Source organism: Streptomyces sp. NPDC059957 (assembly GCF_042730015.1).
Classification (GTDB): domain Bacteria; phylum Actinomycetota; class Actinomycetes; order Streptomycetales; family Streptomycetaceae; genus Streptomyces.
Map to the genome: position 1 here is coordinate 1 of NZ_JBHWMB010000153.1, position 7,144 is coordinate 7,144.

7 protein-coding genes are annotated in these 7,144 nt (G+C 69.8%); all 7 read left to right on the forward strand.

The genetic code is table 11. The features are described from left to right. Positions 1-223: 223 nt before the first annotated feature. On the forward strand, positions 224-520 hold the full coding sequence (locus ACFWBW_RS41255) for a hypothetical protein (RefSeq protein ID WP_385384913.1): 297 nt from the start codon (positions 224-226) through the stop codon (positions 518-520). Positions 521-668: 148 nt separating this feature from the next. Then, a complete protein-coding gene (locus tag ACFWBW_RS41260) occupies positions 669-1,049 on the forward strand; it encodes a hypothetical protein (protein ID WP_385384916.1) in 381 nt (126 codons plus the stop codon). Between the two features lie 163 nt (positions 1,050-1,212). Continuing rightward, on the forward strand, positions 1,213-1,668 hold the full coding sequence (locus ACFWBW_RS41265; RefSeq protein WP_385384918.1) for a VOC family protein: 456 nt from the start codon (positions 1,213-1,215) through the stop codon (positions 1,666-1,668). A gap of 626 nt (positions 1,669-2,294) precedes the next feature. Next, positions 2,295-2,822 (forward strand): flavin reductase family protein, encoded by a 528-nt coding sequence (locus ACFWBW_RS41270; RefSeq protein ID WP_385384921.1) that lies wholly within the window; start codon positions 2,295-2,297, stop codon positions 2,820-2,822. Between the two features lie 86 nt (positions 2,823-2,908). Continuing rightward, positions 2,909-4,474 carry an FAD/NAD(P)-binding protein gene (locus tag ACFWBW_RS41275; protein WP_385384924.1) on the forward strand — a complete coding sequence of 522 codons (1,566 nt, stop codon included), beginning with the start codon at positions 2,909-2,911 and terminating at the stop codon, positions 4,472-4,474. Between the two features lie 55 nt (positions 4,475-4,529). Further along, positions 4,530-5,345: a class II aldolase/adducin family protein gene (locus tag ACFWBW_RS41280; RefSeq protein WP_385384927.1), complete on the forward strand. Its 816-nt coding sequence runs from the start codon at positions 4,530-4,532 to the stop codon at positions 5,343-5,345. Positions 5,346-5,537: 192 nt separating this feature from the next. Further along, complete coding sequence (locus ACFWBW_RS41285; RefSeq protein ID WP_385384929.1) at positions 5,538-7,106, forward strand: AMP-binding protein; 1,569 nt, start codon at positions 5,538-5,540, stop codon at positions 7,104-7,106. Positions 7,107-7,144 lie beyond the last annotated feature (38 nt).

The following is a 7,144-nucleotide window of genomic DNA, read 5'->3' on the forward strand; positions in this document are numbered from 1 at the left end:
GGCCGCCCGGCACTACGCGCGGCGCCACCCCCACCGGGACTGCTGACAGGTCTGGGCCCCTTCTGGGGCCCCACCCATGTGTAACGCCTCGTTGCTATCACGCCCGTGAGGACCTGGTGGCAATGGGATGAATTCGGAGCGGCGATCCGTGCACCCATCGGGTTTTTCGATTCCTGGCATCTGCGAACCCCCCGTTGTGAGGGTGGCGCACCGCCATACGTTCATGGCGAGAGCAGGCTACGTGGTCCTCCACGAGGATCCGCGGTCCTCACCGCGGCCGCTGGTCCAGGGCTGGTCCATGGGACGCGAGCCCCTGCTCGAACTGTTCAAGACGTACGAAGCGGCCGGAGTCAACCAGCTGATGATCAACCTCCGTCACAACACCCGGCCGGCGGCCGAGGTCATGACGGAGCTCGCCGAATGGTTGCTGCCGCACTTTCCCGCGGGGCCGGACCCTGCAGCCAGCCGTGGGGGTGCGCCCATCATCGAAACCGAGGAACCCCGTGAGCGAAGCCCCTAGAACCGTCGTGCGGACCGCTGCCGTGAGCGCCGCGAACGGCGAGGCCCGACGACCGGTGCGTACGGATCACCTGCACCAGCACCGGTCCCGGTCCCGGCTGTCAGGCCTCGTCTCCCACTATCAGCGTCGCCAGACGGCGGCACTGCGGATGAGCGTAGGCCTTCTGTACCTGTGGTTCGGCGTACTGAAGTTCGTCCCCGGGATGAGCCCCGCCCAGGACATCGCCACCCACGCCACGAACGTCATGACGTTCGGGACCGTTCCCGCGACCGTCTCCCAGCCGGCGCTCGCCGCCATGGAGGTCCTGATCGGCCTGGGTCTGGTGACGGGCCGGCTGCTGCCCCTGACGCTGGGGATCTTCTTCGTACACATGGTGGGTGTGTTCGCGACGCTGGTCATCCTGCCGACAAAGGTGTGGACGTATCCCTTCGTCCCCTCCATAGAGGGGCAGTACATCCTCAAGAACCTGGTCCTGGTGGCGGCATGCCTGTCGGTGGCAGCCGCAACGGCCCGTGACACCCGGCCCTGACCCCCGATCCGGGAAAGCACACCGGATCCGCGACGCAGATCCGCATTCACCTAACCATTCATCTCGCCTAGGTGGGTTGACACGCTCAATCCTAACCCTTAAAGTCATGATCACCGGTTAGGGAATGTGCCCTTGACCCCTCCTGGAAGCAAGTGATGTGACGATGAGCAAGGCGAAGAACATCCAGACCGGCCACGTGGGCCTGAACATCACCGACATGGACCGCTCCCTGGCCTTCTACCGCGCGGTCTTCGGCTTCGAGATCATCGCGGAGGGCAAGGAAGACCACCGCCGCTGGGCGTTCCTGGGCGCCGAGGGCCGGCTGCTGGTAGCCCTCTGGCAGCAGAGCACCGGCACCTTCGCCAAGGACCGGCCCGGCCTTCACCACCTGTCCTTCCAGGTGGACACCATCGAAGAGGTCAAGGCCACCGAAGAGGTGCTCCGCGAGCTGGGCACGCACTTCGACTACGACGGCGTCGTCCCGCACGGCGAGAACGGCACTTCCGGCGGGATCTTCTTCACCGACCCGGACGGGACCCGCCTGGAGATCTACGCCCCCACCGGCGCCGACCCGGCCGACGCCCCCACTCCGGGCGCCCCCACCTGCGGTTTCTTCTAACCAGACGCGGCTACGGGCACCACGAGGTGCTCGTGGCCGGATGTCCCGGTCCTTTCCGTCCGCTTCTTAAAGGACCTGCCGCGGCATCTACCACAGGGGCGAGACCGCGTAACAGAACCGCGCGGTGCTCGCCCGTAGGCCATTCGGCCGACCGGGCGGCCCGGTTTCCTCACGGCGCCCAACCCCCCGCACGAAGTCCCGGATCGCGGCGCGTGAAGCCCTTTCCGTTGCGGCGGGGGACAATTTCGCGGAGGCCTGCCCCGCGCATCAGGCGCTCGGTCCCGATCCGTTCGCGGCCGGTCGAGGCGCCCTCCTGGCTGCGTACGGCGTGCACGCGCGGGGAACCGCGGATGCCCCGGAACTGGTGTGGATTCCCAGATCTGTTCGGGCGAAAGGGCCGGGGAGGCCTTGAGGATCCCGCAGGGCCGGCGGGGCACTTCATCCGGGCAGCCGGGACCAAGGCCGCCTTCTCATGACCTGCCATCCCGTCTCCGGCAACCTTCCGCGCCCCGGGAGAAGCCCACCCGGAAGCACTCACCCACAGAGGGGGACCAACCATGGGCCACGCACCCGCCGTGAGCCGTTGCGCTGTCGCGGAAGTGACGAGATCCGATCTGCGTGCGGTCATGCGTCGATTCCCCACTGGAGTCTGCGTGGCCACCACCTATACGGACGGCCCTCCCCCAGAGGACGCCGCCGACGCCGGCGCCCCGGGATCCCGCCCCGGCGAGATGCCCGGGCGCCGGCACAGCGGCGTGACCGTCAACTCGCTCACTTCCCTCTCTCTCGAACCGCCGCTGGTCGCCCTGAGCTTCGGGGCCGGGTCCCGCTTCCTGGCCGACCTCATGACCTCCCGGGTCTGGGGCGTCTCCCTGCTCGACGCCGCGTCGGCGGACACCGCCAGCCAGCTCACCCGTTCGAAGGAAGAGCGCGACCGGACACTGCTCCGGCTGGCGACACGGACCGGGGAGCGCACGGGCGTGCTGCTGCTCGAGGGAACCGGATGGCTGGAGTGCCGATACCGGAAGCATCTGGTGACGGGTGATCACGTTCTGGTGATCGGTGAGGTCGTCGGACTCGGAGAGTCCGCGCAACAGCCGCCGCTCATCTTCCTCGGCGGCGGATTCCACCAGCTGCCCACGGAGCGCGTGTGACTCCGGTCCGCCGGGAGCCGTCCTCACCGGGACCTTCCCAGGAACCCCATTTGCGTAGCAACCACGTCCAGAGAGGTAGCCGACTCATGCCCGGTGGAATATCGCTCGGCGTCATCGGAGGCGGAGCAGCCGCAGTCTGTCTGATCGACGAACTGGCCCGGACAGCGGGAGCGGCAGGCAGTCTCACGGTGTTCGAGCCGTCGCCGCACTTGTGGCGCGGCCGCGCCTACCAGGTGGACAGCGAGGTACTCAAGGCCAACTCGACACCCGACGACCTGTCCGTACGGGCAGGGGACTTCAAGCACTTCGAACGCTGGCTCGCGGCAAGGGACCAGGGAGCAGGTGGACGCCTGGACACCCAGTCCGGAGCCCGGTTCGTACCGCGGGCCGTCTACGGCGAGTACCTGGAGCAGACCGCCCGCGCGGCCCTCGGCACGCTGCGCCGCCGGGGCTGGCACGTGGACATCATCGGCGACGGGGTCACCTCGGCCCGGCGCGTCAACGGCAAGGTACTGCTGCACACCGGGCGCAGACGTACCCACTTCGTGGACTACGCGGTGCTGTGCGTGGGCGGCGACAGCCCGAAGGACGTGCACGGCCTCGCCGACACGCCCGGATTCACCGTGGACCCCTACCCCGTCGCACAGAAGCTGAAGGACGTCGCAACGGACGACCACGTCGCGGTGGTCGGCAGCGGCCTGACGGCGGTCGATGTCGTCCTGTCCCTCGCCGCGCAGGGGCACCAGGGACGCGTATCCCTGCTGTCCCGCCAGGGGGTACTGCCGGGCGTCCGGCAGCGAGCGGTCCAGCTGACGCTGCGCCACTTCGCCCCGGAGCGGATACGGGCCCTCGCCCGGCAGCAGGGCACGCTCACCCTCGAAGAGCTGGTCGGGCTCATGCGCCGCGAGTTCTCCGCCGTGGCGGCCGACCTGGAGGACAAGTCCCCGGGAGCGGTCGCCGACTACGACGCCGTCGCCGCCGAGATCCTGCGGGCCGACCAGGAGGATCCCGTGGCCAGGCTGCGCCGTCAGCTCGGCGAAGTCGACTCCCCCGACGTGGGGCTGCGCATCCTTCAGCGGGCGGTGCCGGAGGCCGGTCCCGACGTATGGCCAATGCTGCACGAGCGGGACAGGTCGCACGTACTGAGGTCTCACTACCGCACCCTCATGAGTCTGTGCTGCCCCATGCCGCCGGACAGCGCGGCGACCCTGCTCGGCCTCGTCGACAGCGGGCGCCTGGACATCCGTTCGGGGCTGCGCGACATCGTGCCGCGGACCGATCAGGGCTACGAGGTGTCGTGCGCCACCGGGCCGGCCTTCGTCGCGGACCGGGTGATCAGCGCTGTCAGCACCTCCGACGACCGTGTTCCCATGCTCGCCCTGCCGCTGGTCTCCACCCTTCAGCGCGAGCGTGCCGCCGACGCACATCCCCACGGCGGACTGAGCATCGAGCGGGACACCAGCCGCCTGACGTCCTCGGGACGCCCCGATCCGCGGCTGTACGGGCTGGGCAACATCGCGGCCGGTTCGCTCTTCTTCACCTTCGGCATCCCTTCGCTGGTGGACCGCAGCGAGGACATCGTGCGAGCCATCCGGCAGCACGCCGCCCAGGCGCACGAGGCAGTCACCGGGCGTGTTCCGCTCTCCGCCTGACCGCGTCCGCCCCACAGGCGAAAACCGTAGGAACGACCGGAAGGACCGACGCGCCATGAGCACCACGACTGACGAAGCAGCATCTGCCGCGTACCTGGCGGATACCGCCACCGGGCTGCCGATCCCCGGTGAGCCGGTGTTCTCCACCGCCGAGGAGACCCGCCGGCACCGCAAGCAGCGGCTCGCCGCCGCACTGCGGCTCTTCGGCAAGTACGGCTTCGGCGAAGGGATCTCCGGACACATCTCGGTCCGCGACCCCGAGTATCCGGACCAGTTCTGGGTCAACCCCTTCGGAGTCTCCTTCCGGCACGTCAAGGTCGCCGACCTGATCTGCGTCGACTCTGCGGGCCGGGTCGTGCGCGGCAGGCATCCGGTCAACCCGAGTGCTTTCGTCATCCATTCCAAAATCCATGAACTCCACCCGGAGGCGACGGCCGCCGCCCACGGGCACACCGCTCACTCCCGCGCTCTCGGCGCGCTCGGCCTGCTGCTGGCGCCCATCGACCAGGAGTCGGCCGCCTTCTACGGCAGGCAGGTCCTCTACGAGGAGTACGAGGGGCCCTCCGTCTCGCTGGAGCAGGGCGAGGACATCGCCCGGCGGCTCGGCGACAACCGGGCCATCCTGCTGCGCCACCACGGCCTGATCACCGTCGGCGGGTCGCTCGACGAGGCCGTGCACTGGTTCTTCACCTACGACAGCTGCGCCCAGGTGCAGCTGCTCGCCCGCGCGGCGGGCACTCCGAAGGAGCTGACGCACGCGCAGGCGATGGCAGCCGGAGCAGGGTTCGGCGACGCGCAGCTGGGCTGGTTCAGCTTCCAGCTGCTGTGGGACGAAATCGTTTCGGAACAGCCCGATCTGCTGGATGAGTAGCGCGGAGACCGCCGGTGAAACCGGCGACGCACCGACATCTGCCAGGCTGGAAAGGAAGGCATCGCGTTGAGCGGAACGGGTACAGCACCGCCGCGGCCCCCGAGATCCGTTCTCGACGGCGGGCCGGCTCCGGCCCTGGGCATCGCTACTCTGAGTGAGGCCCTGGTGCGCGCGGCATCCGGTACCCAGGGGATGAGCTTTCTGCGGCCGGACGCCACGCAGGAACACCTCTCGTACGCCGGGCTTCTGACGGATGCCTCACGGGTGACGGCCCTCCTGCGCACCTCGGGTGTACGCCCGGGCGAGACCGTCCTGCTGCGGTGCGGCGACGACCCCGGGCTGCTCACCGCGTTCTGGGCCTGTGTCCTGGGAGGCTTCGTGCCGATGCCCGTCGGCGCGCGCCGCGCGGCGACGGGAGGCGAGACCGCTGATGACCTGCTGGAGCTGGTCTGGAACGGCTACGGCAAGCCCTGGGTGATCTCCGAGACGATGCCGTTGACGGCCGGGGACACATGGCTCGGCCCGGCGAGCGAACTGCTGGAACGCTCCGGACGCGGCCCCCGCGACGACCGGGCCGCCACCCCGGCCTGGCATCAGGCCGCACCCGAGGACACGGCCGTGCTCCTCCTGACCTCGGGCAGTACCGGGGTGCCCAAGGCAGTGGCGCTCAGCCACCGCAATGTGCTGAGCCGGAGCGCCGCGACGGCGCAGGTCAACCGGCTGGGCCCGGCCACCCGGACCTTCAACTGGATGCCGCTGGATCACGTCGGCGGACTCGTGATGTTCCATCTGCGCGACGTCTTCCTCGGCTGCGCGCAGCTCCACGCACCCTTCGACTGGGTCCTGGAGGACCCACTGCGCTGGCTGTCCGCCGCGGACGGGTTCGGGGCGGACACCACCTGGGCGCCGAACTTCGCGTTCGCCCTGGTCAACGACCATGCGGAGCGACTCTCGGGACAGCCGTGGGACCTCCGCCGCCTGCGCTACATCATGAACGGCGGTGAGGCGGTCCGCGGCGCGGCCGTCGACCGGTTCCTCGATCTGCTCGCACCCTTCGGGCTGCCGCGCGACGCGATGCGGCCGGGATGGGGCATGTCGGAAACCTCGGCAGGAGTGACCGACTGCCGGTTCGCCGAACTGGACCTGGACGGCCTGCGGTACGTGCCCGTGGGCCGGCCGCAGCCCGGGACCGCCGTGCGGGTGGTGGGGAGCCGGGGCGAGGATGTCGCCCCGGGCACCCTCGGCCATCTCGAGGTGCGCGGTGCCACGGTGACGTCCGGGTACTACCGCAACCCGGCGCAGAACCTCCGGTCCTTCAGCGCCGACGGCTGGTTCCGGACGGGCGACCTCGCCCTGGTCGAGGAGGGGCTGCTGACGGTGACCGGCCGCGCCGACGACCTCATCGAATGTGGGGGGACCACCTTCCACGGCCACGAGATCGAAGCAGTCGTCGAGGAGCTCGACTTCGTCGATCCCTCCTTCACCGTCGCGTGCGCGGTGCCCGCGGCCGACGGGGCGGACGGGGCCGAGGAGCATCTGGCGATCTTCTATCACCAGCGCCCGGGGACGCTCGTCGATGACCCGGCCGCGGCCATCCGCGCCCGGGTGGTCTCCCGGTTGGGAGTCGACCCCGCCCACGTGATCGCCGTCGGCCGCGAGGACATCCCGAAGACCGGCGTCGGAAAACTGCGCAGAACGCAGTTGCGGGACCGGTTCACCGAGAGCCCCCCGGCCACCGGCGCCACCGCGGCCGCCCCCTGAGGACCTGGCCCGCCTCCCTCACACCTCCGCGCACGGTT